The organism is Sphingomonas sp. T1 (assembly GCF_902506585.1).
Taxonomy (GTDB): domain Bacteria; phylum Pseudomonadota; class Alphaproteobacteria; order Sphingomonadales; family Sphingomonadaceae; genus Sphingomonas; species Sphingomonas aerolata.
This window is the reverse complement of the sequence record NZ_LR733875.1, coordinates 1,122,487-1,148,334: the sequence shown is the minus strand read 5'-3', so window position 1 is coordinate 1,148,334 and position 25,848 is coordinate 1,122,487. Positions and strand designations below refer to the sequence as shown.

Genomic DNA, 25,848 nt, shown 5'->3' with positions numbered 1-25,848 from the left:
CGCCCGCCCGTCCAGTCGCATCCCGAATCGGCCGACGTGCCGAAGCCGCTGGGCTCGCTGTCGGCGTCGCTGCTGGCGCGCAAGGGCGACGCCCGCCCGGCGATGCGGCCGCTCGCGCTGGGTACCGCCACGGCCGAACCCGTCGAGGATGATGCCGCTCCTATGGCGTCGGTGACGGTTGCGACCGCACGCCGGATCGCGCGCGAGAGCGCAGCCAGAACGCGCACCGGCAAGGCCGCCTTCACGCTCCGCCTCGACAGCGATCGTCATGTCCGGCTGCGACTCGCGAGCGCGATGACGCGGCATTCGTCGCAGCACCTCGTGACGCTCGCGCTCGATGCCTTTCTTCAAAATCTGCCCGAGGTCGACGCGCTCGTTGCGCAGCTTCCCGTGACCAGGGCCCCGAAATGAACCGGTGGGATCATAGCCGATGACGACACGAATCCTTCTTTCGATGGGGCTGTCGGCCCTTGTACTGGGCGGCACGATGGTCGGGTGCAGCGCGGGCGAGACCGGCCGCGGCCTCGCCTCGGCGAGCGATCGCAACGCCGATCTCGAGGCCAAGGCGGGCGCGGTGAACGCGCACCGTGCCGAGGTCGCGCTGGCCCGGCACGATGGCGGCGCCGCGGTCTATTTCGCGGAGGCGGCGGTGGCGATGATGCCGCAATCGGCGGCCTATCGGCTGCTGCTCGCACAGGGCTATCTCCAGGCGGGGCGGTTCACATCGGCGCGGCAGGGGTTTGCCGACGTTCTGGCGCTGTCGCCGGCGGACGGGAAGGCGGCCCTCAACCTGGCGCTGACGCAGATTGCTGGTGGCGACACGCAGGGCGCGCGGCAGACGCTCGAACGCAACGCGTCGATCATACCGCCGAGCGATCGTGGCCTCGCGCTGGCGCTGGCGGGCGATGCCGGCGGCGCGATCGGGCTCCTGACCGAGGTCGCGCGGTCATCGGAAAGCAATGCGAAGGCCCGGCAGAACCTGGCGCTCGCGCTCGCGCTGGCGGGCCAGTGGCAGGCCGCGCGCGTCGTCGCCGCCGCCGACCTCGCGCCGACCGAGGTCGATGCGAGGCTCGAACAATGGGCCCGTTTCGCACAACCGACGACGTCGTATGATCAGGTCGCCGGCCTGCTCGGCGTGCGCGCGATCGCCGATGCCGGCCAGCCCGCCGCACTCGCGCTCAACCGCGCACCGCTCATGCCGACGGTCTCGCCGATCGAGGCGCTGGCCGCGGTCGAACGCAGCGCGCGTCCCGTCGCACTGGCCGAAGCGGGATCGACTCCAGCCCCGTCGCGGATCACCTTCGCCGCGCCGCGCGAGGTCGTCCAGGCCCTGCCCGGCGGCACGCCGACGATGCTCGCCAGCCGCAGCGAGGGCGCCGTGCTCGCCGCGCGTGCGCAACGCGGCGTGCGCGCGATCCCGGCGGGGACGGGCGACTGGTATGTCCAGATCGGCGCCTATGACAATGCCGGCGTCGCCAAGGCCGCCTGGAGCCAGGCGACGCGTCGTTTCGACGGCTTCTCCGGCCGCCAGCCCAACGGCATGGCGTTCAGGACGAATGGCGAGGCCTATTACCGCCTTTCAGTCGGCGGGTTCGGCCGCGACGAGGCGGATCGGGTCTGCCGGCGTTACCGCGCGACCGGCGGCGCGTGCTTCGTCCGGCAGGGGGCCGGCGACCAGATGGCGCAGTGGCTGCGCGGCGGCGGCGTCGAGGTCGCGACCCGCTGAACGACAGGCGAGATCCGGCGCGCGATGCCCGTCAGATCTCGCGGCCGCCTTTCCAGACGCGCAGCACCTTGCCCTGCACCGGCAGGCCGTCGAACGGCGTGTTGTTCGCGCTGGCGGCGAACGCGTCGCCGGTGATCTGCCACGGCGCCTGATCGTCGAACAGCAGCAGATCGGCGGGCTTGCCGACCTCGAGCGTCCCGGTGTCGAGCCCGAGCACCGCGGCCGGGTTGCGGCTCAGCAGCGCGAACAGCCGCGACAGCGTGACCCGTTCGTCGCGCACCAGCATCAGCGCGAGCGGCAGCAGCGTCTCGGCCCCCGCCATCCCGGCGATCGAATCGGCGAAGGGCAGGCGCTTTTCCTCGGGCCCACGCGGATCATGCGCGGAGCAGATCACGTCGATCGTGCCGTCGGCGACTGCCGCCAGCGCCGCCTGGCGATCCGATTCGCTCCTGAGCGGCGGCGAGAGATGCGCGAAGCTGCGGAAGTCGCTGACCGCGATATCGGACAAATGGAGATGCGCGGGCGTGATGCCGCAGGTCACCGCAACGCCGCGGCGCTTGGCGGCACGGATCAGGTCGAAGCCCGCGGCGGTCGTCACCTGGCGGATGTGAAGCCGGGCACCGGTGTCCTCGGCCAGCATCAGGTCGCGCGCGATCGCCAGCGCCTCGGCGATCGCGGGGGCGGCGGGCAGGCCAAGCCGGGTCGCGGTCTCGCCCGCGGTCGCGACGGCGCCCGCGGTCAATCCGCCGTCCTCGGCATGCGTGACGACCGCGATGTCGAGATCGCGCGCATAGGCGAGCACGCGGTGCATGACGCCGCTGTCGGCGATCCAGCCCTTGCCGGTGCCGACCGCGCGCGCGCCCGCCGACAGGCAGACCGCCATCTCGGCAAGGTCATGCCCGGCCAGCGCCTGAGTCGCGGCGGCAATCGGGTGGATCCACAGGTCGGGCTTGCCGATCAGCGCGGCGCGCTGGACGATGCCGGGATCGTCGAGCACGGGCGACTGGTCGGGCATCAGCCCTACGCGGACGATGCCGCCCGCGCGGAACGCTGCCCGGTCGATCTTCGCCACGCCCAGGTCGACGATGCCGGGGGCGAGCGTCTTGCCCGCGCAGTCGATCGTCTGCGCATCGGCGGGGATCTCGACCAGCCCGGTCGCGACGACGACGCCGTCGCGGATCAGGAGATTGCCCTTGTTGACGCCGCCGACCGGGCAGACATGCGTCGCATTGGTGAGCGCGAGGATCATGCCCAGCCCTCCACGCCGCGCGCCCGGCGGGTCAGTACGTCGAGGCACGCCATGCGGACCGCGACGCCCATTTCGACCTGCTCGGTGATCGCCGAGCGGGCATGGTCGGCGACCGCCGAATCGATCTCGACGCCGCGGTTCATCGGCCCGGGGTGCATCACCAGCGCATCGGGCGCCGCGCGCGCGAGCCGGTCGAGCGTCAGGCCGTAGCGCATCCGGTATTCGCGCGTGGAGGGCACGTACGCGCCGTCCATCCGCTCGTTCTGCAGGCGCAGCATCATGACCACGTCGGCGCCCTCCAGCGCGGCATCGAAATCGGTGAACGGGGTGACCCCCATCTTGTGGATCGCCGCAGGCATCAGCGTCGAGGGTGCGCAGACCCGGACCTCGGCGGCGAGCGCGGTGAGTGCGAGGATGTTCGAGCGTGCGACGCGGCTGTGCAGCACGTCGCCGCAGATCACGACGCGCTGCCCCGCGATCGATCCGCGCCGGCGGCGGATCGTCAGCGCGTCGAGCAGCGCCTGGGTCGGATGTTCGTGGCGGCCGTCGCCTGCGTTCAGGACGGGGCAGTCGACCTTGTCGGCGATCAGCCGCACCGCACCGCTCGCCATGTGGCGGATGACGATGACGTCGGCGCGCATCGCGTTCAGCGTCATCGCGGTGTCGATCAGCGTCTCGCCCTTCTTAACGCTCGACTGCGCGGCGTGCATGTTGACGACGTCGGCGCCGAGCCGCTTGCCCGCGATCTCGAACGACAGCAAAGTCCGCGTGCTATTCTCGAAGAAGGCGTTGATCTGCGTGAGCCCGGCGAGCCGCTTGTCGGGCGTCGCATGGGTGCGGTTCGCCTCGACCCAGGTTTCCGCCTCGTCGAGCAGGAACGCGATCTCGTGCGGCTGGAGCCCGTCGATCCCGGTCAGGTGCCGGTGCGGGAAGACGGCGCCGCCCTCGATAAGGGTGGCGGGGCGGTGGTCTGAACGTTGCATCAAGCGCGCTGGGTAGTGGGCTGCGGCGGCGGGGGCAAGGTTTGGCTTTGCGGTCAGCGTGGCGGATGCCCTCGATCCGACGCTATTCGGATGCGCGGTGGACAATCCGGTACAAGGCGCCGCGATCGGTCGACCATACCAGGCGCAGCCGGGCGTCGGTCGGCCATTTCACGCGGGGCGTATCGATCAGCCAGACGAAGTCGAATGCGGCGTACGGAATCGTGGCCAGCGCGCGTTGCAGATCATAGCCTTCGTCATAACGGCAGCCGGGGGCAAAGAGCGCCTGGCTGCCGGCATAAACAAAGCCGCCGGCCTCTGGCCGATGGACGCGCAACTGCGAGGACGGGATGTCCCAGAGCCCGTTGACGAAAGCATCGCGGCGGACGATCGCCATCATCCCCAGATGATCCATGCGGCGACTGGTCCATTGCGTCTCGCACGGCAGATCAGCCAGCGCGACGACCCGGCTGCCGCGCGGGATATGGTCGATCGCGGCAAGCTGGTCCTGGAGGCGATCCTCGAGGCGCGCCCAGCTGACGGTCTGAGCCGCCAGCCGGCTGCCCAGGAAGGCGAGCGCAGCAATCGCGATCATGGTCAGGTGCCGGTGGCTCGTCGTGGTCGGCGACAGCGACAGGATCGCGAGAGCCAGCGCACAGGGCAGCAGCCGCATGTCGGTGAACGACGATCCCATGACCATTCCCGGCATCAGCAGGAACACGCAGAACAGCAGCCCCGAGGCGCAGGCCAGCCGCGCTTCCATCCGAAACCCGGCGCCCCGCAACCCGCAGAGCACGAGGCCATAGAGTAGCATCACGCTGGCGATGTCGAAGCCGAGATGCTGGTCGCGCAATATGGCAGCGACAAAGAACAGCTTGAGCAACCAGGAAAACCACTGGGCGACACCTGCCGATGCCGTGCCGGACTGCGCCAGCATGATGACGATCGGGACGGCGAGCGGCAGGCACGCCAGCCCGGCGCTCCAGATCGCGCGCGGCCAGCCTCGACCGGCGCGACGCGCGGTCACCAACTCGATCGCGAACACCGCGACGCAGAACGCACCCCAGCCGGCGACATGCGTCACCCACAGGAGCAGCCCAAGCGGCAGGAATACCGCCGTGCGCAGGCGATCGCGGCGGCCGCGACCCAGCCGCATCCACAGCGCGATCAGCGGAAAGGCGAAGGCGATCGAGAGCGTGTAGTTGAGAAAGCCATATTGGAACGGCATGCCAAAGGTCAGCGGAAGCGCGAAGAACGCGCTGGGCGGAATCCGCCCATGCGCTTCCTTCGCGACGGCGAGCATACCCGCCGCGGTCAGCACCGCCGCCGCGATCAAGGCGATCTTCGTCGTCTCGACCACGTCAAGCAAGGGTTCGGCCGCAGCGACGAGCAGGTCCATGCCGAGATTGCCCGACAGGCGCCACTGAACTGCGAACCATTGATGAAAATAGGGCGAGCTATCGATCCGGGCGTCGATGGCGAAGCGCGCCAGATGCCCGTAAATGTCGATCAATGGCGCAACCGCGGGCCGGAGCAGCGGCACCGCGAGCGTCAGGCTGATCAGAACGGCGAACCACGGCGTCGACCACCATGATCCGGGAGGCGGGGCGTCCTGTCGCGTGATCGTCGACCTTGGCATCGGCCCGCTTTTCCACGGAACCTCCAAAGACACGGTTAACGCGCTAGATCTGCGCGGTCACCAGCGCGTCGATCGCGCCCTGGAGGATGTACGCCGCCGCCATCTTGTCGACCAGCTCGGCGCGCTTTGCGCGGCTGGCGTCCTGTTCGATCAGCGTGCGCGTGACCGCGACGGTCGACCAGCGTTCGTCCTGGAGCAGGATCGGCAGCCCCATGTCCTTCAGATTCTGCGCGAACGCCCGCGTCGATTGCGAGCGCGGGCTTTCGCTGCCGTCGAGGTTGATCGGCAGGCCGATGACGAGCCCGACGACCTTCTGCGCGGTGATGATCTCGGAGAGCGCGGCCTTGTCCTTCTGGAACTTGGTGCGGCGGATCAGCAAAGCGGGGCTCGCGAACGACCAGCCCGCATCGCACAGCGCGGTGCCGATCGTCTTGGTGCCGACGTCGAGGCCGATCAGCCGCCCGCCATTCGGGAGCGCATCGCGAAACTGCGCGGGGGAAAGCGTGATCATCGCGTGAACGCCGCAAGACGGCGGTTGGCGTCCGCGCGCACATTCGCCCAGAACAGCGGATAGTCGTACACGTGGTAGTTGTTCCCGGGGAGCACGTAAGGCCCGAGATCGGGGCCCTCACCGATCAGCAGGATACCCCGGTCGCCGCAGCGCGCGGGCACGTTGCCGACCGACAGCGTCGCGCTCGACAGGTCGGCGGAGGGTACGAGCGTGCCGAGATTGGCGGTCGCGGGCGCGCTGGCATCGGCGGTGCCGGTCAGCGGGTTGGTGCAGATCATCGGCGTGCCCTTGCGCGGCTGCCCGTCGAACCCCGTGGTCCGGTCATAGGTCTCGACGACCAGCGACGGATCGGCGGGCTCGGAAAAGCTTTCCCACGACAGGATGCAGCCGGTCTGGTCGGCGGTGCGGCATTCGGCCAGGCCCATCCGCGGCAGGTCGGTGACGCGCGAGACCGGCCAACCGACGACATAGGCGGCGACGATCCGCGCCTTCAGCTTCGGGTCGGTCGCGATCCGGTCGCGCAGCAGCCGGGTGAGGTGGAGCGCGCCCTGGCTGTGTCCGGCGAGGATGATCGGGCGGGTCGGGCCGGCTTCCTTGAGGAACCGGTCGAACGCGGCCGTGACGTCGCCATAGGCGAGCGCGAGCGCGCGTTCGCTGTCGGCCTCGCTGGTCAGGAACGCGCCGAAGGTCGCCTGGCGATAGCGCGGCGCCCAGATGTCGCCCGCGCCGTTGAACGCGCTCGCCTGGCCGCGCAGGAACAGTTCGGCACGGGCATTGGTCTCGGGGTCGTCGATCGGCGCGTTCCAGTGGTCGCGGCTGATGTACGAGGTCGGGTGGATGAAGAAGATCGCCGCGCCCGTTCCCGGGGTGCCGGGTGCATAGCCTTCGGGTGTCCAGAGCGCGGGATTGCCGGGACGATCCGGACGCGCGAGCCACAGGATCTTGCGCGCATAGATGTTCGCCGGCGCCTTGCGCTGCGCCTGGAACGTCTCGCTCGGGACCATCGCGATCCGCATCAGCTCGGTCCCGTACAGGCGATAGGCGAGCAGCGCGGCGATCGCGAGGACGATCATCGCGGTAACGAAATAGAGAAACTTGCGGGCCAAGCGGGACCTTCCGTGCAGGCGGTGGCGTCCCCGTGCCGCATGCGCGGCGCGGTTGCAACGGGTGCGTTTCCGCGGGGGAACACGAAGGGTGTTGCGCGCTCGCGCCGCGCGGTGCTAGCCGAGCGCCATGTCCGTAGATACTGCAACCGTGAAGCGGATCGCGAGCCTTGCGCGCATCGCGATCACCGACGAGGACGCCGCCCGCATGGCGCCGGAACTCGGAAACATCCTTGGCTGGATCGAGATGCTGGGCGAGGTCGATACGACCGGCGTCGAGCCGATGACCGCCGTCATCCCCAACACGCTGCGGCTGCGCGACGACGTCGTCAACGCTGATCCGCTGACCGGCGGCAATATCCGCGAGCAGGTCCTGGCCAACGCCCCCGTGGCAGAGCACGGCTTCTTCGCCGTGCCCAAGGTGATCGAATAATGACCGACCTTACCGATCTCGGCATCGCCGGCATCCGCGACGGCGTGCGCGACGGCAGCTTTTCGGCGCGCGACGTCGCCGACGCGTTCATCGTCAAGGTGAGCCAGGCCAAGGCGCTCAACGCGTTCCTGGTCGAGACGCCCGACCATGCGATCGCCGCCGCCACCGCCGCCGATACCGCGCGCGCCGCCGGCGAGACGCTCAAGCCGCTGGCCGGCGTCCCGATCGGCATGAAGGACCTGTTCTGCACCAAGGGCGTCACGACGACCGCGGCGAGCCATATCCTCGAAGGCTTCACGCCGACCTATGAGTCGACCGTCTCGCAGAATCTGTGGGATGCGGGCGCGGGGATGCTCGGCAAGCTGAACATGGACCAGTTCGCGATGGGGTCGTCGAACGAGACCTCCGCGTTCGGTAACGTGATCTCACCCTGGAAGCGCAACGACGGCGGCAACGCCGCGCTCGCACCCGGCGGGTCGTCGGGCGGCTCCTCGTCGGCGGTCGCCGCACGGCTTTGCCCCGGCGCGACCGGCACCGACACTGGCGGTTCGATCCGCCAGCCCGCCGCCTTTACCGGCATCAGCGGCATCAAGCCGACCTATGGCCGCTGCTCGCGCTGGGGGACGATCGCGTTCGCCTCGTCGCTTGACCAGGCTGGGCCGATGGCGCGCGACGTGCGCGACTGTGCGATCCTGCTCGAGGCGATGGCCGGGTTCGATGCGAAGGACGGCACCTCGCTCCAGCTCGACGTGCCGAAATGGGAAGCGGGTCTGTCGGCCAGCCTCGCCGGCCTGCGCGTCGGTATCCCCAAGGAATACCGCGTCGACGGCATGCCCGAGGAGATCGAGGCGCTCTGGCAGAAGGGCATCGACTGGCTGAAGGACGCCGGCGCGACGATCGTCGAGGTTTCGCTCCCGCACACCAAATATGCGTTGCCCGCCTATTACATCATCGCGCCAGCCGAGGCGTCGTCGAACCTCGCGCGCTATGACGGCGTGCGCTACGGCATCCGCGACCTGCCCGCGGGCTCGGGGCTGCAGGACATGTACGCCGCGACCCGCGCCGACGGCTTCGGTCCCGAGGTGAAGCGCCGCATCATGATCGGCACCTATGTGCTGTCGGCCGGCTACTACGACGCGTACTATACGCAGGCGCAGAAGATCCGGACGCTGATCGCGCGCGATTTCGAAAAGGCGTGGGAGACGTGCGACGTCCTGCTCACCCCGACCGCCCCATCGGCGGCGTTCGCGCTTGGTGAAAAGTCGTCCGATCCGATCGCAATGTATCTGAACGACGTCTTCACCGTGCCGTCGTCGCTCGCGGGTCTGCCCGCGATGTCGGTGCCGGGTGGTCTCGACAAGCAGGGGCTGCCGCTTGGGCTTCAGATCATCGGCAAGCCGCTCGACGAGCAGGGCGTGCTGAACGCCGGGCTCGCGATCGAGCAGCGGGCGGGGTTCACTGCCCGGCCCGAGGCGTGGTGGTAACCGATCGCGCCTTCGTCACGCGCAACGTCGCCGTGCTGCGCGAAGCGCAGAACGCGCTCAACGTCGCGTTCGGGGCGATCCTCAGCGCCTATGTCGGCGTGTCGCTGACCGAGATCGACAACCGGCCGTTCGATCACGCCGTGCTCGCGCGCTTCTTTCTCGGGCTCGCGGTGTTCATCCTGTGCCTGTGCGTCGGCAACAGTGTGATCCTGCGCGGCGATTACCGGCTGGGCGCGGTGTTCCTGGTGCTGGCCGGCGGTGCCGCCGCGGCCGCGCATCACGAGGCGCTGGTGCTCGGTTTCGAGGGCGCGATCCTGCGTATTCTTTCGGCATGCTGGGTGGTCGGCCTGCTCGGCAGCAACGCGGCACTGACCGCGATCAACTATATTCATCATCGGAACCGGATATGAGCGACTATCGCATTCAGGGCGACACGGGCGAGTGGGAGGTCGTGATCGGCCTCGAAGTCCATGCGCAGGTGACGTCGAACGCCAAGCTGTTCTCGGGCGCGGCGACCGCGTTCGGGGCCGAGCCCAACACACAGGTCAGCCTCGTCGACGCGGCGATGCCCGGCATGCTGCCGGTGCCGAACCGCGAGTGCATCCGCCAGGCGGTGCGCACCGGCATGGCGATCGAGGCGCAGATCAACAAATGGTCGCGGTTCGACCGGAAGAATTATTTCTACGCCGATCTGCCGCAGGGCTATCAGATCAGCCAACTCTATCATCCGATCGTCGGCGAAGGCGCGATCGACATCAGCCTCGACGAGAAGAATCCCGATGCGGCCGGCAAGCGGATCGGCGTCGAGCGCATCCATGTCGAGCAGGATGCGGGCAAGCTGATGCACGACCAGCATCCGACTCAGTCCTATGTCGATCTCAACCGCTCGGGCGTGGCGCTGATGGAGATCGTGTCGAAGCCCGATCTCGCATCGCCGGCCGAGACGGGCGCGTACCTGCGCAAGTTGCGGTCGATCCTGCGCTATGTCGGATCGTGCGACGGCAATATGGAAGAGGGCTCGATGCGCGCCGACGTCAATGTCAGCGTGCGCAAGCCCGGCGACGAGCTCGGCACGCGGACCGAGACGAAGAACGTCAATTCGGTGCGCTTCGTGATGGCGGTGGTCGAGCAGGAGGCCAGGCGTCAGGTCGAGGTGCTCGAGGCCGGTGGCAAGATCGTGCAGGAGACGCGGCTCTACGATCCCGATCGCAACGAGACGCGGTCGATGCGGTCGAAGGAAGACGCGCATGATTACCGCTACTTCCCCGATCCCGACCTGTTGCCGCTCGTGCTCGACGACGCGTTCCTCGAGGAATGCCGTGCGTCGCTGCCCGAACTGCCCGACGCGAAGCGCGCGCGGTACGAGGCGCTCGGCATCACCGCCTATCAGGCGACCGTGCTGACCGCCGAAGTCGAGGCGGCGCGCTGGTTCGATGCGTTGCTCGATGCGGGCGTGAAGCCGGCGGCGGCGGCGAACTGGACGACGTCGGAGCTGTTCGGTGCGCTTAACCGGACCGGCAGGGACATCGCCAACTCGCCGGTGTCGCCGGCGCAGGCAGCCGAACTGCTCGGGCTGATCGCCGACGGTACGCTGTCGGGCAGCCTTGCCAAGCAGGTGTTCGAGGTGATGCTCGAGACCGGCGACGGCGCGGCCAAGGTCGTCGAGGATCGCGGGCTGAAGCAGACCAGCGATACGGGCGCGATCGAGAAGGTCATCGCCGAGGTGATGGCCGCGAACGCGGACAAGGTCGCGGATTACCGCGGCGGCAAGGACAAGCTGTTCGGGTTCTTCGTCGGGCAGACGATGAAGGCGATGGGCGGCAAGGCGAACCCGGCGGTGGTGAACGAGGTGCTGAAGACCGCGCTCGGGGAGTCGGTGGCGCCGTAGGGCCTGTTCTCCCGGCCTCTGTTCTCCCGCGAAGGCGGGAGTCCAGGGTAACCGCGCGCGACGCTGCTGGACTCTTGGGCCCCCGCCTCCGCGGGGGAACGAAGAACCAAAGAGTAACTTCCCCCTCGGCACCACCCCGGCGTAGGCCGGGGTCCAGTTGGCAGACGTTGCTGATCAGGCGCTGAGTCCCGTTACCCCGGCCTCCCAACTGGACCCCGGCCTTCGCCGGGGTGGAGGCTCTCAGCTCCGCGTTACGCCGCCACCTTCTGCGGATGATGCGGCACCAGGATCAGCACATTCTCCTCGACCCGCCACGATGCGAGTCGCGACAGGAAGTTCATCCCCAGCACATTGGTGTCGCCGAACGCCGGCGACACCACCACCTGAAGGTCGCGCGCGACGATCGCGCCGAGCTTCAGTTCGCCGATCCGGCCCGACTGCGCGGGGATCGCACCATTCGCGGTCTGGAGGACGATCGGCACCACGCTCGTCCGCGCATCGATCCCCGCGGCGTCGGCCGTCTTGGTCGAAATCGCGGTGATCGTCGCGCCGCTGTCGATCAGCAACCGGCGCTCGACCCCGTCGATCCGCGCCCGCGCCCAGAAATGACCGTCGGGGGACATGCGGATCCGCACCTCGCCACCGACGACGGTCTGGTCCTCGATCCGCAGCAACTTGGCGATCTTGCCGAGATAGGGATCGAACTGGCTACGCTGGCCGATCGCGACGAACAGCAGGCCGACCAGCGCCAGCGTCATCACGAGATTGACGAGCGTCCGGAGGATCGGGATCCGCTGCGCAAGGACGAAGACCAGCACCGCGACCCCGAGTGCCACGTACAGCGTCTGATGCTGGGCCAGGTCGGGGAGCAGCCCGAAAAGCGGGGTGCTGGCGGGCGTGGGAATGGGCGGTTCCTGCAAGAAGGGGGTGGATAGCATCTGCTATCCACCCCCGCATTTATGGTTGCTGACCGGCGCGGCTTATTGCGCGTCCGAATCCTGGTTCTTGATCACGCCGCCGGTGCCGCCGACGCCGTCGGGCATGCCCGTCTTGGTGAACGTCTCGGGCTCGTCGCCGCCTTCGCCGCGTTCGACCGCGTCGGAGCGCGACTGCACCGCCTGCTCGATGTCGCTGCGCGTGTCCGCGTCACGGTCCTCGGGGCGGGTTTCGGGATTGGTGCCCGCATGGGGATCGGCCATGATCAGAACTCTGGCTGGATGGGGGCGGGATCGGTCGAGGGCGCGCCCGGATCGGGAACGTCGATGTCCGGCGCGGGTGGATTGAACTCCGGCGGCGGCGTCGTCGGCTCGGCAGGCGACGAGGGCGTCGGGAATTCTGCTGGGGGTTGGGTAGCCATGATGCTCTCTCCTTCTTCTGCATCAACGCGCACGATCGTATCGAGTTGCCCACCGACTTACCTTGCGTGCTTGCCCCGGGATACAACGTTGGTATAGACGCGCCCGCTACGGCGATGTCCTGTGCGGGCGTGGCGGAACTGGTAGACGCAGCAGGTTTAGGTCCTGCCATCGCAAGATGTGGGGGTTCGAGTCCCTTCGCCCGCACCACTCCGCCGCACTGGCGGGGCGACCGCCAGATGAATTTTTCCCGAATGCTCTTTTAGACAAAGGCCGGACATGCAGACTGTCGAGACGTTGAACGAGGGCCTCAAGCGCGCCTACACCCTCACCATCACTGCGAAGGATATCGATTCGAAGGTCGATGTCGAGCTGAAGCGCCTTGCGCCGCAGATGAAGATGCCGGGCTTCCGTCCGGGCAAGGTGCCGGCAAACCTCATCCGCAAGATGCACGGCCCCGCGCTGACGCAGGACGCGCTGAACGCCGCGATCCAGGAAGGCGTGCAGAGCCTCGTCGCCGAAAAGCAGCTGCGTCCCGCGATGCAGCCGTCGGTCGAGCTGGAAGACGGCTATGACCTCGGCAAGGACGCGGTCGTCAAGGTCGAGATGGAGGTCCTGCCGCAGGTCCCCGCACCCGCGATCGACGGCCTGAAGCTCGAGCGCCTGACCGTGCCCGTCGCCGACGAGGCGGTCACCGAGCAGCTCCAGAAGTTCGCCGACCAGCAGAAGAAGTGGGACGACGCCGCTGACGACTACGTCGCGGCGATGGGCGACCTCGTCACCGTCGATTTCGTCGGCAAGACCGCCGATGGTGTCGCGTTCGACGGCGGCACCGGCACCGACATGGGCGTCGAGCTCGGTGCCGGGCGTCTGATCCCCGGTTTCGAGGATCAGCTCGTCGGCGTGAAGACCGGCGAGGAGAAGGTCCTGAACGTGACCTTCCCCGAGGAGTATCAGGAGAAGTCGCTCGCGGGTCAGCCGGCGACGTTCGACATCACCGTCAAGTCGGTCAAGACCGCGGGCGAGAGCAAGATCGACGAGGATCTCGCCAAATCGCTGGGTCTCGAGAGCCTCGAGCAGCTTTCGGGCCTGCTCAAGGGTCAGATCGAGCAGGAGCATAACGGGCTCACGCGCACGCACATGAAGCGCAAGCTGCTCGACCAGCTCGCCGAGGGTCATGACTTCGAGGTTCCGCCGTCGATGGTGGAAGCCGAGTTCAACCAGATCTGGTCGCAGCTCCAGCACGAAGCCACGCACGAAGCCGATCCCGAGGCAGCAATGGCCGAGATGGAAGGCGAGCGCGACGATTACCGCAAGATCGCCGAGCGTCGCGTGCGCCTCGGCCTGCTCCTGTCCGAGATCGGCCAGGCGAACGGCGTCGAGGTTTCCAACCAGGAAATGCAGCGTCTGCTCGCCCAGGCTGCGCAGCAGTATCCCGCCGAGCAGCGCCAGCAGTTCATGCAGTATGTCCAGTCCGAGCCGATGGCCGCCGCCCAGCTGCGCGCGCCGCTGTACGAGGACAAGGTCGTCGACTTCCTGTTCGAGAAGGCCGAAATCACCGACCGCGAAGCGACCCGCGAGGAGCTGGAAGCTGCGATCGAGAGCGAGGACGGTTTCGCCAGCGGCACGCACGTGCATGACCATGACAACCACAAGCCGAAGAAGAAGGCCGCCGCCAAGAAGAAGGCAGCACCTGCCGACGACGCAGCGGTGACGGACGAGGCGCCCGCTTCGGACGCCGCGGACGAGGCCAAGCCTGCGAAGAAGGCTCCCGCCAAGAAGAAGGCGGCTCCGGTCGAGGCTGAGACGGCGGTAACGGAATCGTCGCCGGTCGCGGCTGAAAATGCCGAGGGCACCGAAGCTGCCGACGCGCCGGCCAAGAAGCCGCGCGCCAAGAAGGCGGCGACCAAGACCGAGGCGTAAGCCGATCGGAGTGCCTCGTCGCTGAGGCACTCCCCCCGTTTTCGGGCCACTTCCCCGGCGGAGGCCGGGGTCCAGTTGGAAAGGTTGCTGTGACGGCGCGCAAAGCTTCGTTATGGACCTTCCCCAACTGGGCCCCTGCCGCCGCCGGGGATTTGCGTTGATTGGAAGACGCGTTGATCGTTACGCCGTCTTCGACTGTACAGGGCAGGGCATGACCGAACCGAGAATCGCCGTCCTGCTGCCCTGCTACAACGAAGAGGCCGCGATCGCGCAGACCGTAGCGGGGTTCCGCGACGCGCTGCCCGGGGCGACGATCTACGTCTACGACAACAACAGCGCCGACCGCACGGTCGCGGTCGCGCGCGCGGCTGGCGCGGTCGTCCGGACCGAGCGGATCCAGGGCAAGGGCGCGGTCGTCCGGCGGATGTTCGCGGATATCGATGCCGACATTTATGTGATGGCGGACGGCGACGCGACCTATGACGCGGCATCCGCGCCGGCTTTGGTCGCGCGCGTGCTCGACGAGCAGCTCGACATGGTCGTCGGCTCGCGGATCAGCCAGGTCCAGGAAAGCTATCGCCGCGGACACCGCTTCGGCAACGCGCTGCTCACGGGCATGCTCGCGCGGCTCTTCGGGCGCAGCTTCACCGATATCCTGTCGGGCTACCGCGTCTTCTCGCGGCGGTTCGTGAAGAGCTTCCCGTCGCTGTCGGCGGGGTTCGAGATCGAGACCGAGATCAGCGTCCACGCGCTCGAGCTCAAGATGCCGATCGGCGAAGTCGAGACGCCCTATTTCGCGCGCCCCGAGGGGTCCGAATCGAAGCTGAGCACCTATGCCGACGGCTGGCGGATCCTGCGGACGATCATGACGCTGTACCGGATCGAGCGGCCCTTGTGGTTCTTCGGCGCGATCGGCGGGGCGTTCGCGCTGCTCGCGCTGCTGCTCGGCATCCCGCTGGTGCTGACCTATCTTGAAATCCACCAGGTGCCGCGCTTCCCGACCGCGATCCTGATCACCGGGCTCGGCATCTTCGCCGCGCTGAACGTCTTTACCGGGCTGATCCTCGACACCGTCGTCCGCGGCCGCCGCGAGGTGCGGCGGCTGGCCTACCTGGCCTACCCCGCGCCTGGCGTCTGACTCCCGTTCCCGGAAGGGGCGGGGGGTAGGTGGTTCTCCTGACGGGTAGCAGGGCTTGAACTCCCCCGTGCGAGCGCCGATGTTGGCGGTTCACTGGGGCATAAGAGAGATTTCCATGCACAATCCGTTCGAGACCGGCGATTTCGCGAGCCCGTTGGCCAGCGCCGGGCTCGGCCTGCAGCAGACGCAAGCAGGCCTTGTTCCCATCGTTATCGAGCAGTCGAACCGCGGTGAGCGCTCGTTCGACATCTTCTCGCGCCTGCTGCGCGAGCGCATCATCTTCGTGACGGGCGGCGTCGAGGACGGCATGGCCTCGCTGATCACCGCCCAGCTGCTCTTCCTCGAGTCCGAGAACCCGAAGAAGGACATCTTCATGTACATCAACTCGCCGGGCGGTGTCGTCACGGCGGGCATGGCGATCCACGACACGATGCGGTACATCCGTCCGCGCGTCGGCACCGTGTGCATCGGCCAGGCCGCCTCGATGGGCAGCTTCCTGCTCGCGAGCGGTGAACCCGGCATGCGCGTCGCGATGACCAACGCACGGATCATGATCCATCAGCCATCGGGCGGTGCACAGGGCATGGCGAGTGACATTGAGATCCAGGCGCGCGAGATCCTGCGCATCCGCAAGCGGATGAACGAGCTTTATTCGCAGTATACCGGTCAGCCGATCGAGGAGATCGAACGCCGGATGGATCGCGACACCTTCCTCGAAGCGAACGAAGCGAAGGATTTCGGTCTGGTCGACGAGGTTTTCGACAAGCGTCCCGCCCCCGCGGACGACGCGGCGAAGCCTGCATAAGGCGAATCGTAAGCCTGGCGGGTTTATTTGATTGTAGGATATCCGGGGTGCGTTACGATGACCGCCCCGGAAACGGCACGCGCACCGACATGCGCGAGAGGTGATTGAATGACGAAGCTGAGCGGTGGCGACTCGAAGAGCACCCTCTATTGCTCGTTCTGCGGCAAGTCGCAGCACGAGGTGCGCAAGCTGATCGCCGGGCCGACGGTCTTCATCTGCGACGAGTGCGTCGAGCTGTGCAACGACATCATCCGTGAGGAAACGAAGTCGGCGCTGGTGTCCAAGAAGGACGGCGGCGTGCCGACTCCGCAGGAGATCTGCGACGTCCTCGACGATTATGTGATCGGCCAGAAGCGCGCCAAGCGCGTCCTGTCGGTGGCGGTGCACAATCACTACAAGCGGCTCAACCACGGCGCCAAGGGTGCCGATGTCGAGCTGTCCAAGTCGAATATCCTGCTCGTCGGGCCGACGGGTTGCGGCAAGACGCTGCTCGCGCAAACGCTCGCGCGCATCCTCGACGTGCCGTTCACGATGGCCGATGCGACGACCCTGACCGAAGCCGGCTATGTCGGTGAGGATGTCGAGAACATCATCCTCAAGCTGCTCCAGGCCTCCGACTACAACGTCGAGCGGGCGCAGCGCGGGATCGTCTATATTGACGAGATCGACAAGATCAGCCGCAAGGCCGAGAATCCCTCGATCACGCGCGACGTGTCGGGCGAGGGCGTGCAGCAGGCACTGCTCAAGCTGATGGAAGGCACCACCGCGTCGGTGCCTCCGCAGGGCGGTCGGAAGCATCCGCAGCAGGAATTCCTGCAGGTGGATACGACCAACATCCTGTTCATCTGCGGCGGCGCGTTCTCGGGTCTCGAAAAGATCATCGGCGATCGTCTGCAGGGCAAGTCGATCGGCTTCGGCGCCTATGTCGCCGGGCCGGACGAGCGCAAGACGGGCGAGACGCTGAAGTCGGTCGAGCCTGAGGATCTGCTCAAGTTTGGGCTCATCCCCGAGTTCGTCGGTCGTCTGCCGGTGATCGCGACGCTCGAGGATCTCGATGTCGACGCGCTGGTGAAGATCCTGAAGGAGCCGAAGAACGCACTGGTCAAGCAGTACCAGAAGCTGTTCGAGATGGAGGACGTCGCGCTCGGTTTCACCGACGACGCGCTCGTCTCGGTCGCCAAGAAGGGCATCGAACGCAAGACGGGTGCACGCGGGCTTCGCTCGATCCTCGAGAGCATCCTGCTCGACACGATGTTCGACCTGCCCGGCATGGACGGCGTCGACGAGGTGATGATCGACAAGGACGTGATCGAGGGCCGCAAGGAACCGATCCGCGTCTATGCCGAGAAGAAGAAGGCCGGCGACGCGGCCTGATCCGCGGCGATACCGGTGAGGAAGGGGCGTCGAGCGATCGGCGCCCTTTTTTTTCCGGGAAGGCGCTTCATTGTCCGTCATCCTGACGAACGTGAGGATGACGGGGCGTGCGTTCGCGGCCGCGTGGGCGGTGGATCGTCAGCGGGACGGACCCTTATCGGGGCGTCGGGCATTCGTTGTCTTAGTGCAACGAGGGAGACCGCATGACGATCGAAGTGGCTGAACAACCGAAGGTAACGGTGGTGGAGACGATGCCGGACCGGCTGGCATTGCCGGTCTGGACGCTGATCGCACCCGGCTTGGGGCTCGTCGCGGTGCTCTTCGGCCTCGCCAAGATGGGGTCGATCGGGACGGCGGCGGCGATCGTGGTGCTGATCGCCAGCGTGCTCGCCGCGGTCCATCATGCCGAGGTCATCGCGCACAAGGTCGGCGAGCCGTTCGGGACGCTCGTGCTGGCGATCGCGGTGACGGTGATCGAGGTGTCGCTGATCGTGTCGCTGATGCTGTCGGATGCCGGCGACGCCGCGGCACTCGCGCGCGACACCGTGTTCGCCGCGATCATGATCATCCTCAACTTCATCATCGGGCTCTGCCTGCTCGCGGGCGCGGTGCGGCATCACGAACAGCGTTTCACGTTGAAGGGGATGAGCGCGGCGCTGGGCGTGCTGGCGGCGATGTCGGTGCTGTCGCTGATCCTGCCCAACTACACCTCGTCGACGGCGGGGCCGACCTATGCGCCGTCGCAATTGGTGTTCGTCGCCATCGTTTCGCTGGTGCTCTACGGTACGTTCGTGCTGGTCCAGACGGTCCGTCACCGCGACTATTTCCTGCCCTCCGCCGAGGACCTTGAGACGCACGCGCACGCCGCCCCGCCATCGCAGCGCGCGACGGGAATCGCGTTCGGCATGCTGCTCGCCGCGCTGGTGTCGGTCGTCCTGCTGGCCAAGACGCTGTCACCGACGATCGAGGCCGCCGTGCTCGGCGCGGGCCTGCCGCTCGCAGTCGTCGGGGTGGTGATCGCCGCGCTGGTGCTCGCGCCCGAGAGTCTTGCCGCGTACAAGGCGGCGCGGCGCAACCGGTTGCAGACCAGCCTCAATCTTGCATTGGGCTCCGCGCTGGCGACGATCGGGTTGACGATCCCGAGCGTCGCGATCGTCTCGCTGGTGCTTGACCTGCCGCTTGCGCTGGGGATCGACGCCAAGGGGATGACGCTGCTTGCGCTGTCGCTGTTCGTGGCGACGCTGTCGCTCGGCACCGGACGCACGACCGTGTTGCAGGGCGTCCTCCACCTCGTGATCTTCGCCGCCTATCTGTTCACGACGGTCGTGCCCTAGGAAGCGTATCCGTCACCCACTCCGTCATCCTGACTTTCTTCAGGACGACGGCTGGGGTGGTATCCGCGAGTGACTTGCATTAGCATCGCCTCAGCGGGTTTCGACCCAATAAGCGGGAGAGCGGATGTGAAGACGGCATGGATGGGCGCGGCGATGCTCGCGCTGATGGCAGCAGGCGCGGCGGATGCGCATGAAGTGTGGGTCGAGCGCGACGGGGCAGGACCCGCGCGGATCTATCTCGGCGAGCCCGCCGAACCGATGCCCGCGGGCGGCGATCCCGAATTCGCCAATCTGAAGACGCCGCGAATCGTCGCGCCCGCCGCGCCTGCGCTGGTTCGCAAGGCCGGGTTCCTCGAGGCGCAACTGCCCGCGGGCGACGTGCATGTCTGGGACGATGACGTGTTCGCGCCTTGGGGTGATCCGGGCAAGCGCGAGGGCATCATCTACTACGCGCGCGCCGGTCGTGCCGATCCGCGCACCAAATTGCCGTTCGAGATCGCACCCGCGACCGCGAACGGGACGCGCTTCGTCCTAACGCGCGAGGGGAAGCCGGTCGCGGGCGCGAAGGTCACGCTGATCTCGCCGACGCGCGTCTCGACCGAGCTGGTCACCGATGGCGCGGGGGCGATCACGCCGCCGCTCGTCGAGAAGGGCCGCTATCTGCTGTCCGCCGCCGCCAAGGATATGACCGAGCATAACCTGCCGCGTGGGCCGGTGACGACGCTCCACCGGATCACGACGACCAGCTTCACGCTCCCCTGAGACCGCGCGCCGGCTTCGCCGCCGGTCGCGTCAGCGCGCGCGTTGCCGGGCGGCGAGTGTGAGGCCCGCGGCGATCTGGACGACGGCATAGAGGCGGCGGCGGCCCGGGCGGTCGACGAACGGCTGGACCAGCGCCTCGGTGCCGAGCGCGTCCTCCTTCCACAGATCGACGTGGCGCCGCGGCTGGAGCAGCCCGAGCAGCCCGTCGCCGACCATGAAGATCGCCGCCATCTCCGTGGCGCGGGCGGGCCACAGGTTCTCCTGCGCACGCAGGAGCCCAGGATCGGGCGCGGCGACGGTTGCGGCTGCTGGGCCTCCGCTTTCGCGAGGGACCGGGGATGCGTCGGTCATTGCGGTTTCGCCTTCGCTGCCTGTGCGGATTTCCATGCGGCCACCTCCTCGAGTGCGATGCTCCGGCGCAGGACCAGCGCATCGGGGTCGATCACGACATGCGCGCCCTTCGCCACGGCAAGCGTCGCGGTACCCGTCGTCATCGGCAGCGTCCGCGTCTTGCCGTCGACCTGCACCTCAACCGGCAGCGGGAAGCGGCCATTGCCCGGCACCTTCCACGCCAGCGTCAGCGTGGTGCCGGTGCGTGTCTCGATCAGCTCGGGCAGTGCCGCCTGGCGAAGATACACGTCGAAGAACCAGCCATAGTCCTTGCCGGTGACGCGGCGGACGATCGCCTCATATTCCCTGGTCGAGCCGAAGCGGGGGGTGAAGTTACCCGGCTTCGGATCGGGGCGGCCATAGACCGCGCGGCGCGTCACGTCGAAAAAGGCGGTGTCGCCGATCAGGCCGCGCAGCGTGTGCAGCATCCACGACCCCTTGTTGTAGATGTCCTGCCCGGCGCCGCCCTTGTCGAGCTCGTACACCTCCTCCTCGGTGGTGATGCGCTGCTGGGTCATCGGCATGCGGTTCATGATCGCCCCGCGTTCACCCTGCAGCATCGTCGCATAGCGCGCGCGGCCCTCGCGCCACTGGCCATAGAGCGGCTGCATGTAGGTGCCATAGCCCTCGTGCAGCCAGTAATCGTCCCAGTTGGCGGCGGTCAGCTGGTTGCCGAACCATTCATGCGCGAACTCGTGCTGGAACAGCCAGTCGAACCCCTCGGGCGCCTTGGCATAGTCGTTGCCGTACGCGTTGATCGTCTGGTGCTCCATGCCCTTGTGCGGGGTCTCGACGACGCCCAGCTTCTCGTCGCCGAACGGGTAGGGGCCGATCATGCTCTCGAAAAAGTCGAGCGTCGGGGCGAATTCGGCGAACAGCTTTTCCGCCTGCGGCTTCTCGCCGGGCAGATACCAGTAGAACATCGGAATGCTGTTGCCGAAGCGGCTCTTATAGGTGCCGCGGACCTCCTCATACGGCCCGACGTTGAGCGCGATGCCGTAGGTGTTGGGGTGCTTGGCACGCCAGTTCCAGGTGGTGCGGCCGTCGGCGAACGCGTCGACGCCGACCAGCACGCCGTTTGATGGCGCCTTCAGCCCCTTGGGCACGGTGATGTGAAGATCGACCAGCGCAGGCTCGCCGGTCGGGAAGTCGAGGCACGGCCAGAACAGGTCGCAGCCATAGCCCTCCGCCGTCGTCGCGAACCAGGTGCGCCCGTCGGGGGTCTTCGACCAGACCATGCCATCGTCCCACGGCGCCTTCACCGCGACATGCGGCGTGCCCCCATAGGTGATCGTCGCGGTCACCTTGCCGCCCGCCGGCACCGGCCGGGGCAGCGTGATCGTCAGCCGCCCCTCCGGATTGGTCCAGGCAGAGGCGGGCAGCGCGACGCCGTCGATCGCGATGGCGGTCACCGGCAGGTTGCGGTCGAGATCGATCGGCAACCGCGCGACCGGCGCCCGCGCGGTGAAGCGCAGCGTTGCGACGCCGTTCAGCCGCTGCGCATCGGGCAGTACCTCGAAGGCGAGATCGGCATGGTCGAACTGCAGTGCGGTCTGTTCGGGAGTGAGCACGCCCCCCGAACGCTGCGTCTGCGCGGTGATCGCGGGTTCGCCCTTGCGCGGCAGCTGCGCGGAGGCCGGGGGGATGGCGAGCAGCGCGGTGCAGCTGGCGGCGAGGAGGAGGCGCGGGATCATGCGGCGCGTTCTCGCGCGGCGTTCGGATCGATACAAGAGCGATAGGCGCACCCGTGATAGGACGGCACGGTGTGACGGAGTCCCGGACGGTGTGTGGGGGCGGTTCGGCGATTACGTAGCCCGGCGATTGATGGATCCGCCATCCTCACCATATAATGAGCTGACGCCGACCTTGTTCGGTCCGGTACCGGAGCTTGCATGACCCACTATCCCGTTCTTCCGTTGCGCGACATCGTCGTGTTTCCGCACATGATCGTTCCGCTGTTCGTCGGCCGCGAGAAATCTGTCGCGGCGCTCGAGGCGGCGATGGCGGCAGAGAAGGAGATCTTCCTGGTCGCGCAGCTCGACCCGGCGGAGGACGATCCCGCGCGCGACGATCTCTACACGATGGGCGTGACCGCGACCGTGCTCCAGCTGCTCAAGCTGCCCGACGGCACGGTGCGCGTGCTGGTCGAAGGCAAGGTTCGCGCGACGCTCGAGACGCTCGACGAGAGTGGTGACTTCCTCACCGCCGAAGTCGCGACGGTCGCCGATGCCGAGGTCGAGGGTCCCGAGATCGCGGCGCTGATGCGCTCGGTCGTTGACCAGTTCGAGAATTACGCGAAGCTCAACCGCAAGCTGCCCGCCGAGACCGCGACCCAGCTGTCCGAGATCACCGAGGCCGCCCGGCTGTCCGATGCCGTAGTCGCCAACATCCAGATCAAGGTCGCCGACAAGCAGGCGATGCTGATGCAGACCGACCCCGCCAAGCGCCTCGAAATGGCGTTTGCGGCGATGGAGGGCGAGCTCGGCGTCCTGCAGGTCGAGAAGAAGATCAAGAGCCGCGTCAAGCGCCAGATGGAGAAGACGCAGCGCGAATATTACCTCAACGAGCAGTTGAAGGCGATCCAGCGCGAGCTCGGCAACGAGGGCGACGAGGGTGAAGGCGACGAGATCGCCGAGCTGACTCAGAAGATCGCGACGCTTAAGATGAGCAAGGAAGCGCGTTCCAAGGCAACCGCCGAACTCAAGAAGCTGAAGACGATGGCGCCGATGAGCGCCGAGGCGACCGTCGTACGCAACTATCTCGACGTGCTGCTGGGGCTCCCCTGGGGCAAGAAGTCGAAGATCAAGAAGGATATCTCGGCGGCCCAGGCGGTGCTCGACGAGGATCATTATGCGCTCGAGAAGGTCAAGGACAGGATCATCGAATATCTCGCGGTCCAGGCGCGCACCAACAAGCTGAAGGGGCCGATCCTGTGCCTCGTCGGCCCGCCGGGCGTCGGCAAGACCTCGCTCGGCAAGTCGATCGCCAAGGCGACCGGTCGCGAGTTCATCCGCCAGTCGCTCGGCGGCGTGCGCGACGAGGCCGAGATTCGCGGGCATCGTCGCACTTATATCGGCTCACTGCCGGGCAAGATCGTCACCAACTTGAAAAAGGCGGGGGCGTCGAACCCGCTGTTCCTGCTCGACGAGATCGACAAGCTCGGCCAGGATTTCCGTGGCGATCCGGCGTCGGCGCTGCTCGAGGTGCTCGACCCCGAACAGAACGGCAAGTTCCAGGATCATTATCTCGAGATCGACCTCGATCTGTCGGACGTGATGTTCGTGACGACCGCGAACACGCTCAACCTGCCCCAGGCGCTGCTCGACCGGATGGAGATCATCCGTCTCGAGGGCTATACCGAGGACGAGAAGGTCGAGATCGCCGAGCGGCATCTGATCGCCAAGCAGATCGAAGCGCACGGCCTGAAGGACGGCGAGTTCACCCTGACGCAGGAGGGCCTGCGCACGCTGATCCAGCAATATACCCGCGAGGCGGGCGTGCGTACGCTCGAGCGCGAGATCGCCAAGCTGGCGCGCAAGGCGCTGCGCCGGATCCTCGAGGGCAAGGCGACGAGCGTGACGATCACGCCCGACAACATCGCCGAGTTCGCAGGCGTGCAGAAATATCGCCACGGGCTGTCCGAGACCGAGAATCAGATCGGCGCGGTCACCGGGCTCGCCTGGACCGAGGTCGGCGGCGAATTGCTGACGATCGAGAGCGTCACCGTGTCGGGCAAGGGCGCGGCGAAGCTGACGGGGACGCTCGGCGACGTGATGAAGGAGTCGATCGAGACCGCGTTCAGCTACGTCAAGGCGCGCGCGCCGAGCTATGGCATCAAGCCGTCGCTGTTCAACCGCAAGGATATCCACATCCATCTGCCCGAAGGCGCGACGCCCAAGGACGGACCGTCGGCAGGGGTCGGGATCGTCACGTCGATCGTCTCGACGATGACCGGCGTGCCGGTCCGGCGCGAGGTGGCGATGACCGGCGAGGTGACGCTGCGCGGCCGCGTGCTGCCGATCGGCGGGCTGAAGGAGAAGCTGCTCGCGGCGCTGCGTGGCGGGATCACCACCGTGCTCATCCCGCAGGAGAACGAGAAGGACCTCGCGGACATTCCGGCGAACATCAAGGAGGGGCTGAAGATCATCCCCGTCAGCCATGTCGACGAGGTGTTGCGGCTTGCGCTGACCGAACCGCTTGAGGCGATCGAGTGGACCGATGCGGACGAACTGGCGGCATTGCCGCCCGCGCCGATCCCGCCGGTCGGGGGTGGTCTTCACCACTGAGCGCATCCGGTGCGGTATTTCGCCGCGTCACGATGGCCGTTACCGAACCGCGCGGTTAGAGCATCGCGCGGCGGTTTCGTTTGACAGCAGACGATACCGCCGCGTTACTGCCTGGAAATTGGCGCCGCGATTCCATCGCTGCCGATTCGGTATTTGTTTGGGGGATTAACTGTATGAACAAGCAGGAACTGATCGCGACGGTCGCGGACACGTCGGGGCTGGTCAAGGGCGATGCGGTCAAGGCCGTCGAAGCCGTTTTCGACGCGATTTCGGCCGCGCTGAAAAAGGGCGAGGAAGTCCGGCTGGTCGGGTTCGGCACCTTTTCGGTCTCGAAGCGCAAGGCCTCGACGGGGCGCAACCCGCGCACCGGCGAGCCGATGACGATCAAGGCGTCGACCCAGCCCAAGTTCAAGGCGGGCAAGGGGCTGAAGGATTCGGTCAACTGATCGACCGATCGTGATCGACAGGGCTGGACAGCGCGGCACGCCGCGCTTAAAGGCCCGCTTCCGAACCAGTTTCGGGCGCGTAGCTCAGCGGTAGAGCACACCCTTCACACGGGTGGGGTCACAGGTTCAATCCCTGTCGCGCCCACCAGATTTACGCCGGTCCTCTCCATTGCGAGCGGGCCGGCGTTTCTGTTTCTGAAGGTCTTTCAGTGTCTTAGTCGATCTTTGACGCCTCTGTGATCGACTGCGTGAATATACTAGATCGGCATTCTGCATTTCACGCTGCGCCGCAGCATCCCATATATGATGCGTCGCACAAATTTGAGGAGCTACCCCATGTCGATCATCGGCACCCAGCTGAAGCCGTTCACCACCCAGGCCTATCGCCAGGGCAAGTTCATCGAGGTGTCGGACGCCGACGTCACGGGCAAGTGGGCGGTCTTCTTCTTCTACCCGGCCGATTTCACGTTCGTCTGCCCGACCGAGCTCGAGGATCTGGCCGACAATTATGCCGCGTTCCAGAAGATGGGCGTCGAGGTCTACAGCGTCTCGACTGATACCCATTTCTCGCACAAGGCCTGGCACGACACGTCGCCGGCGATCGGCAAGATCGATTACACGATGCTGGGCGATCCGTCGGGCACCATCACGCGCAACTTCGACGTGATGCGCGAAGGCCAGGGCCTGGCCGATCGTGGCACCTTCGTCGTCGATCCGCAGGGTGTAATCCAGCTGATGGAGATCACCTCGGAAGGCGTCGGCCGCAACGCGATGGAGCTGCTGCGCAAGGTCAAGGCCGCACAGTATATCGCAGCGCACCCCGGCGAGGTCTGCCCCGCCAAGTGGGAAGAGGGTGAGACCACGCTCGCCCCGTCGCTCGATCTCGTCGGCAAGATCTGAGCCGTTGACGGAACCGGTCGCCCGGCTTCGTCACCAAAGGGGAAGGGGTTCGCTCCTTCCCCGGCCTGCCGGACTTCGGTCTGGCAGCCATCCTGCCGCATGACGCCCCGATGTCGTGCGGC

General features: G+C 67.0%; 25 protein-coding genes and 2 tRNA genes. 17 read left to right on the top strand and 10 right to left on the bottom strand.

Going from position 1 to position 25,848, the window contains the following annotated elements:
- The first annotated feature begins 36 nt into the window (after window positions 1–36).
- A complete protein-coding gene (locus GV027_RS05125) occupies window positions 37–411 on the top strand; it encodes a hypothetical protein (RefSeq protein ID WP_236559308.1) in 375 nt (124 codons plus the stop codon).
- 19 nt (window positions 412–430) lie between these two features.
- Window positions 431–1,726: an SPOR domain-containing protein gene (locus GV027_RS05120; protein ID WP_159511173.1), complete on the top strand. Its 1,296-nt coding sequence runs from the start codon at window positions 431–433 to the stop codon at window positions 1,724–1,726.
- A 31-nt stretch (window positions 1,727–1,757) separates the two neighbouring features.
- Here GV027_RS05120 and GV027_RS05115 read toward each other — a convergent pair whose 3' ends face one another.
- From GV027_RS05115 to GV027_RS05095, 5 genes are all read right to left on the bottom strand, one after another.
- Window positions 1,758–2,975 carry a dihydroorotase gene (locus GV027_RS05115; protein ID WP_159511172.1) on the bottom strand — a complete coding sequence of 406 codons (1,218 nt, stop codon included), beginning with the start codon at window positions 2,973–2,975 and terminating at the stop codon, window positions 1,758–1,760.
- Window positions 2,972–3,958, bottom strand: a complete 987-nt coding sequence (locus tag GV027_RS05110; RefSeq protein WP_031438980.1) for an aspartate carbamoyltransferase catalytic subunit — start codon at window positions 3,956–3,958, stop codon at window positions 2,972–2,974. Before GV027_RS05110 ends, GV027_RS05115 begins: the two co-directional genes overlap by 4 nt.
- Before the next feature lie 82 nt (window positions 3,959–4,040).
- Complete coding sequence (locus GV027_RS05105; RefSeq protein ID WP_159511171.1) at window positions 4,041–5,594, bottom strand: hypothetical protein; 1,554 nt, start codon at window positions 5,592–5,594, stop codon at window positions 4,041–4,043.
- A gap of 43 nt (window positions 5,595–5,637) precedes the next feature.
- A complete protein-coding gene (gene ruvX / locus GV027_RS05100; protein ID WP_159511170.1) occupies window positions 5,638–6,105 on the bottom strand; it encodes a Holliday junction resolvase RuvX in 468 nt (155 codons plus the stop codon).
- Window positions 6,102–7,211, bottom strand: coding sequence for a DUF3089 domain-containing protein (locus GV027_RS05095; RefSeq protein WP_159511169.1), 1,110 nt, complete (start codon window positions 7,209–7,211; stop codon window positions 6,102–6,104). Before GV027_RS05095 ends, ruvX begins: the two co-directional genes overlap by 4 nt.
- Window positions 7,212–7,338: 127 nt before the next feature.
- Here GV027_RS05095 and gatC point away from each other — a divergent pair, with 127 nt between their 5' ends.
- The 4 genes from gatC to gatB are packed head-to-tail and all read left to right on the top strand — an operon-like array spanning window position 7,339 to window position 11,013.
- Window positions 7,339–7,641: an Asp-tRNA(Asn)/Glu-tRNA(Gln) amidotransferase subunit GatC gene (gene gatC, locus GV027_RS05090; protein ID WP_031396405.1), complete on the top strand. Its 303-nt coding sequence runs from the start codon at window positions 7,339–7,341 to the stop codon at window positions 7,639–7,641.
- Window positions 7,641–9,125 (top strand): Asp-tRNA(Asn)/Glu-tRNA(Gln) amidotransferase subunit GatA, encoded by a 1,485-nt coding sequence (gene gatA, locus GV027_RS05085; RefSeq protein ID WP_159511168.1) that lies wholly within the window; start codon window positions 7,641–7,643, stop codon window positions 9,123–9,125. Before gatC ends, gatA begins: the two co-directional genes overlap by 1 nt.
- On the top strand, window positions 9,116–9,535 hold the full coding sequence (locus GV027_RS05080) for a hypothetical protein (protein ID WP_031438974.1): 420 nt from the start codon (window positions 9,116–9,118) through the stop codon (window positions 9,533–9,535). The genes gatA and GV027_RS05080 overlap by 10 nt, the downstream gene beginning before the upstream one ends.
- Window positions 9,532–11,013: an Asp-tRNA(Asn)/Glu-tRNA(Gln) amidotransferase subunit GatB gene (gene gatB / locus GV027_RS05075; protein WP_159511167.1), complete on the top strand. Its 1,482-nt coding sequence runs from the start codon at window positions 9,532–9,534 to the stop codon at window positions 11,011–11,013. The genes GV027_RS05080 and gatB overlap by 4 nt, the downstream gene beginning before the upstream one ends.
- 251 nt (window positions 11,014–11,264) lie before the next feature.
- Here gatB and GV027_RS05070 read toward each other — a convergent pair whose 3' ends face one another.
- Genes GV027_RS05070 through GV027_RS21175 form a run of 3 tightly spaced genes read right to left on the bottom strand, consistent with a single transcriptional unit; the run spans window position 11,265 to window position 12,370 of the window.
- Complete coding sequence (locus GV027_RS05070; RefSeq protein WP_159511166.1) at window positions 11,265–11,951, bottom strand: retropepsin-like aspartic protease family protein; 687 nt, start codon at window positions 11,949–11,951, stop codon at window positions 11,265–11,267.
- Between the two features lie 42 nt (window positions 11,952–11,993).
- A complete protein-coding gene (locus tag GV027_RS05065) occupies window positions 11,994–12,212 on the bottom strand; it encodes a hypothetical protein (protein WP_031438971.1) in 219 nt (72 codons plus the stop codon).
- 2 nt (window positions 12,213–12,214) lie between these two features.
- Window positions 12,215–12,370, bottom strand: a complete 156-nt coding sequence (locus GV027_RS21175) for a hypothetical protein (RefSeq protein WP_166747620.1) — start codon at window positions 12,368–12,370, stop codon at window positions 12,215–12,217.
- A gap of 123 nt (window positions 12,371–12,493) precedes the next feature.
- On the opposite strand from GV027_RS21175, the gene GV027_RS05060 reads away from it, so the two are divergent.
- From GV027_RS05060 to GV027_RS05030, 7 genes are all read left to right on the top strand, one after another.
- A tRNA-Leu gene (locus tag GV027_RS05060) sits at window positions 12,494–12,578 on the top strand.
- 69 nt (window positions 12,579–12,647) lie between these two features.
- Entirely contained in the window at window positions 12,648–14,291 is a 1,644-nt protein-coding gene (gene tig / locus GV027_RS05055) for a trigger factor (protein ID WP_056405482.1), read from the top strand.
- A gap of 211 nt (window positions 14,292–14,502) precedes the next feature.
- Entirely contained in the window at window positions 14,503–15,429 is a 927-nt protein-coding gene (locus GV027_RS05050; RefSeq protein ID WP_159511165.1) for a glycosyltransferase family 2 protein, read from the top strand.
- 115 nt (window positions 15,430–15,544) lie between these two features.
- Window positions 15,545–16,234, top strand: coding sequence for an ATP-dependent Clp protease proteolytic subunit (locus GV027_RS05045; protein ID WP_031396413.1), 690 nt, complete (start codon window positions 15,545–15,547; stop codon window positions 16,232–16,234).
- Between the two features lie 108 nt (window positions 16,235–16,342).
- Complete coding sequence (clpX, locus tag GV027_RS05040) at window positions 16,343–17,608, top strand: ATP-dependent Clp protease ATP-binding subunit ClpX (protein WP_031396414.1); 1,266 nt, start codon at window positions 16,343–16,345, stop codon at window positions 17,606–17,608.
- 203 nt (window positions 17,609–17,811) lie between these two features.
- Entirely contained in the window at window positions 17,812–18,942 is a 1,131-nt protein-coding gene (locus tag GV027_RS05035; RefSeq protein WP_201302573.1) for a calcium:proton antiporter, read from the top strand.
- A 126-nt stretch (window positions 18,943–19,068) separates the two neighbouring features.
- A complete protein-coding gene (locus GV027_RS05030; protein WP_236559051.1) occupies window positions 19,069–19,704 on the top strand; it encodes a DUF4198 domain-containing protein in 636 nt (211 codons plus the stop codon).
- A gap of 30 nt (window positions 19,705–19,734) precedes the next feature.
- On the opposite strand, the gene GV027_RS21375 is transcribed toward GV027_RS05030, so the two are convergent.
- Window positions 19,735–20,055: a hypothetical protein gene (locus GV027_RS21375; protein ID WP_236559050.1), complete on the bottom strand. Its 321-nt coding sequence runs from the start codon at window positions 20,053–20,055 to the stop codon at window positions 19,735–19,737.
- On the bottom strand, window positions 20,052–21,788 hold the full coding sequence (locus GV027_RS05020) for a M1 family metallopeptidase (protein WP_159511164.1): 1,737 nt from the start codon (window positions 21,786–21,788) through the stop codon (window positions 20,052–20,054). Before GV027_RS05020 ends, GV027_RS21375 begins: the two co-directional genes overlap by 4 nt.
- A 198-nt stretch (window positions 21,789–21,986) precedes the next feature.
- Here GV027_RS05020 and lon point away from each other — a divergent pair, with 198 nt between their 5' ends.
- The 4 genes from lon (at window position 21,987) to ahpC (ending at window position 25,726) form a co-directional block, all read left to right on the top strand.
- Window positions 21,987–24,380: an endopeptidase La gene (gene lon / locus GV027_RS05015; RefSeq protein ID WP_159511163.1), complete on the top strand. Its 2,394-nt coding sequence runs from the start codon at window positions 21,987–21,989 to the stop codon at window positions 24,378–24,380.
- A 173-nt stretch (window positions 24,381–24,553) separates the two neighbouring features.
- Window positions 24,554–24,826, top strand: a complete 273-nt coding sequence (locus GV027_RS05010) for an HU family DNA-binding protein (protein ID WP_031438963.1) — start codon at window positions 24,554–24,556, stop codon at window positions 24,824–24,826.
- A gap of 73 nt (window positions 24,827–24,899) precedes the next feature.
- Window positions 24,900–24,974, top strand: a tRNA-Val gene (locus GV027_RS05005).
- A 188-nt stretch (window positions 24,975–25,162) separates the two neighbouring features.
- Window positions 25,163–25,726, top strand: a complete 564-nt coding sequence (ahpC, locus tag GV027_RS05000; protein ID WP_031396422.1) for an alkyl hydroperoxide reductase subunit C — start codon at window positions 25,163–25,165, stop codon at window positions 25,724–25,726.
- Window positions 25,727–25,848 lie beyond the last annotated feature (122 nt).

Excerpts from the sequence above, each read along its gene's own strand:
- GV027_RS05110 (WP_031438980.1), bottom strand. The coding sequence starts at position 3,958 with ATGCAACGTTCAGACCACCGCCCCGCCACCCTTATCGAGGGCGGCGCC.
- GV027_RS05105 (WP_159511171.1), bottom strand. The coding sequence starts at position 5,594 with ATGCCAAGGTCGACGATCACGCGACAGGACGCCCCGCCTCCCGGATCA.
- clpX (WP_031396414.1), top strand. The coding sequence starts at position 16,343 with ATGACGAAGCTGAGCGGTGGCGACTCGAAGAGCACCCTCTATTGCTCG.
- gatA (WP_159511168.1), top strand. The coding sequence starts at position 7,641 with ATGACCGACCTTACCGATCTCGGCATCGCCGGCATCCGCGACGGCGTG.
- ruvX (WP_159511170.1), bottom strand. The coding sequence starts at position 6,105 with ATGATCACGCTTTCCCCCGCGCAGTTTCGCGATGCGCTCCCGAATGGC.
- ahpC (WP_031396422.1), top strand. The coding sequence starts at position 25,163 with ATGTCGATCATCGGCACCCAGCTGAAGCCGTTCACCACCCAGGCCTAT.
- gatC (WP_031396405.1), top strand. The coding sequence starts at position 7,339 with ATGTCCGTAGATACTGCAACCGTGAAGCGGATCGCGAGCCTTGCGCGC.
- GV027_RS05070 (WP_159511166.1), bottom strand. The coding sequence starts at position 11,951 with ATGCTATCCACCCCCTTCTTGCAGGAACCGCCCATTCCCACGCCCGCC.
- gatB (WP_159511167.1), top strand. The coding sequence starts at position 9,532 with ATGAGCGACTATCGCATTCAGGGCGACACGGGCGAGTGGGAGGTCGTG.
- GV027_RS21175 (WP_166747620.1), bottom strand. The coding sequence starts at position 12,370 with ATGGCTACCCAACCCCCAGCAGAATTCCCGACGCCCTCGTCGCCTGCC.
- GV027_RS05020 (WP_159511164.1), bottom strand. The coding sequence starts at position 21,788 with ATGATCCCGCGCCTCCTCCTCGCCGCCAGCTGCACCGCGCTGCTCGCC.
- GV027_RS05050 (WP_159511165.1), top strand. The coding sequence starts at position 14,503 with ATGACCGAACCGAGAATCGCCGTCCTGCTGCCCTGCTACAACGAAGAG.
- GV027_RS05035 (WP_201302573.1), top strand. The coding sequence starts at position 17,812 with ATGACGATCGAAGTGGCTGAACAACCGAAGGTAACGGTGGTGGAGACG.
- GV027_RS05045 (WP_031396413.1), top strand. The coding sequence starts at position 15,545 with ATGCACAATCCGTTCGAGACCGGCGATTTCGCGAGCCCGTTGGCCAGC.
- GV027_RS05065 (WP_031438971.1), bottom strand. The coding sequence starts at position 12,212 with ATGGCCGATCCCCATGCGGGCACCAATCCCGAAACCCGCCCCGAGGAC.
- GV027_RS05010 (WP_031438963.1), top strand. The coding sequence starts at position 24,554 with ATGAACAAGCAGGAACTGATCGCGACGGTCGCGGACACGTCGGGGCTG.
- lon (WP_159511163.1), top strand. The coding sequence starts at position 21,987 with ATGACCCACTATCCCGTTCTTCCGTTGCGCGACATCGTCGTGTTTCCG.
- GV027_RS21375 (WP_236559050.1), bottom strand. The coding sequence starts at position 20,055 with ATGACCGACGCATCCCCGGTCCCTCGCGAAAGCGGAGGCCCAGCAGCC.
- tig (WP_056405482.1), top strand. The coding sequence starts at position 12,648 with ATGCAGACTGTCGAGACGTTGAACGAGGGCCTCAAGCGCGCCTACACC.
- GV027_RS05115 (WP_159511172.1), bottom strand. The coding sequence starts at position 2,975 with ATGATCCTCGCGCTCACCAATGCGACGCATGTCTGCCCGGTCGGCGGC.
- GV027_RS05120 (WP_159511173.1), top strand. The coding sequence starts at position 431 with ATGACGACACGAATCCTTCTTTCGATGGGGCTGTCGGCCCTTGTACTG.